Here is a 2,224-nt window from a genome sequence, read left to right on the forward strand (position 1 = left end):
ACCAACAACAAGAGTACTCAATGGCCAGCAGCTATGGCTTTTCCACAGCGCTGTCAAGATGTGATTTTTTCCTTGCCTCAGTCTCCCCTGGCAGTGACCCAACCCGTGCGCTGGGTCATCCAAGTGGACTTAAGAAAATTAGCACAATGGTTAGCGCCAACCATCCATTAATACTCATTCAAGCCACACGGACTGAAAGAAAAAACAAACCCCCCACAGATCAAAATCCATGGGGGGTTTGCTATTCAACTAGGCCGCTTTTACTTTTTTATTGTTTCGTTTACCGCCGTTTTGATCAACGATCAACGCTTGGTGTAACGAACAAATAGCGCTGTTATAATCACTGTCTTCAACGACAAACTGAACGTTGACGTTTCGCATTGAAGAGTGAGCTGCCATAGGATTTACACCAGCTTCGATTAAAGCTTGCATCCCTTTGCCTAATGCAAAATTGGTATTGATTGATGCGCCAATCGCAGAGATTAACGCTACCATTTTTCCAGAAATGGTAGCATTAGGATAACGTTTTTCCGCTTTATACAGCACATGGTTAAGGTTATCGCTCGTGCCACTGAGGTAGTAAGTCATTGAGTTTGCATTCATTTCCTTACCCACCAAATGAACTTTCGCCTCAGCAATGATTTCCATCAATTCGTAACTGGCATTATCGACACTGCCAACCATGCTTTGGTCAAACATATGTAAGGCAAAGACTTTATTACGTCCAGCAATGATCTCAACTTTATTTGCTTCTGGTTGATAGTGGTTAGCAATCAACGTTCCTGCATGCTCTGGCTCAAAGGTATTTTTGACGCGAAGTTCAATGCCTTTATTTCTCAATCCAGCAGCAGCATTGGGGTGAATCGCTTCCATGCCTAAGTTAGCCAGTTGATCGGCGACATCAAAGTTAGTCTGCCCCATCGGACTTACTTTTTCCGGCCCAACGACACGAGGGTCAGCAGAACTTAAGTGATACTCTTTGTGAATAATGGCTTGATCGGCCTCGGTCAATACCGCAATCCGGCTAAAGGTCATTTCACTGTAACCACGATCATAGGTTTTCATCAGCCCTTCGTCACAATAAGCATAACCTGTCACAATAGGCAGCTCTGTCGTGACATCAATATCGGCAAAAGCACGCTCAATGACTTCATCAAGCTTGCCTCGCGTCTCTTCATTCCATCCTGACAAATCCACAAATCGGGCATTAATACCCAGCGCTTTTAATTTTAGAGCCGTATTATAGGCGCTGTGCGCTTCCCCAATCGAAGAGAGGAATTCTCTAATCTGCGGTAAATAATGGCGTAGAGAAAACTGTCCATACTGGCAAGTTTGCAAAATATTATTTACACAATTGACCGCTTCTGAGATACGTGAACGGATAAACTTATCGGCCCGCATCCGGCTCATTGGATCGGCAAATAAATTTTCATTGATCATCAGCATGCGCTGTTCAAGCTCATACATGGTTTCTTGCCAGCCTTCATCACGCTTAGCAATCATCTGATAAATGCCTGGTTTACCCGTACGTTTACATTCGAGTAAGGCATCGGTCATCCCTGAATAAGCTGAAACCACAAATACTCGACCATAAGGATTGTTCGGTTTCAGTAAAATATTATCGAGGACTGCATCAAATGCAGACATCGAAGTACCACCGATTTTTTCTACGGTGTAAGACATGGGGTCTCCTTGTATTAAATACGGATTGATGTTATTCGATGATGGGATAGACGCCATCTTCATCATGGACTTCAGCACCAGTCAACGGTGGGTTGAAGACACACGCCATCACCATATCCGCCCCTTTATAAGCACGTAAGTAATGTTCATCATGCTTATCAAGAATATATAACGTACCTGGTTTGATCGGATACGTTTCTCCGCCAACCACTTCAATTTCCCCTTCCCCGGAAACGCAATACACGGATTCTAAGTGATTTTTATAGTGGATATGTGTCTCGGTACCTTGGTAAATATTTGTAATATGAAATGAAAAACCCATCTTGTCGTCTTTGAGTAACATACGAACGCTTTCCCACGTTTTTGCCACCACACGACGTTCACTTTGACGACACTCTTCTAATGTTCTAACAATCATGATTTTTCCTTAAGACGCTTTTTGAATAAAATTGGGGACCACATTTTCAACCGCTTGTTGGAAAATATTTAGACCTTGTTCTAGCTCATCTTCACTGATTGTTAGTGGGCAGAAAAATTTCAC

3 protein-coding genes are annotated in these 2,224 nt (G+C 43.0%); all 3 read right to left on the reverse strand.

Annotated elements, in window-relative coordinates:
* Nucleotides 1-249 precede the first annotated feature (249 nt).
* Nucleotides 250-1,683, reverse strand: coding sequence for an aspartate kinase (locus B7C60_RS05965; protein ID WP_099610866.1), 1,434 nt, complete (start codon nt 1,681-1,683; stop codon nt 250-252).
* A gap of 31 nt (nt 1,684-1,714) precedes the next feature.
* Nucleotides 1,715-2,101, reverse strand: a complete 387-nt coding sequence (locus tag B7C60_RS05970) for an ectoine synthase (protein ID WP_099610867.1) — start codon at nt 2,099-2,101, stop codon at nt 1,715-1,717.
* Between the two features lie 9 nt (nt 2,102-2,110).
* A partial coding sequence (locus B7C60_RS18035) for a hypothetical protein (RefSeq protein ID WP_245868801.1) occupies nt 2,111-2,224 on the reverse strand: 114 nt, incomplete at its 5' end.

This window comes from Vibrio fujianensis (assembly GCF_002749895.1).
Classification (GTDB): Bacteria; Pseudomonadota; Gammaproteobacteria; order Enterobacterales; family Vibrionaceae; genus Vibrio; species Vibrio fujianensis.

Coding starts and splice junctions, on each gene's coding strand:
- B7C60_RS05970 (WP_099610867.1), bottom strand. CDS start 2,101: ATGATTGTTAGAACATTAGAAGAGTGTCGTCAAAGTGAACGTCGTGTG.
- B7C60_RS05965 (WP_099610866.1), bottom strand. CDS start 1,683: ATGTCTTACACCGTAGAAAAAATCGGTGGTACTTCGATGTCTGCATTT.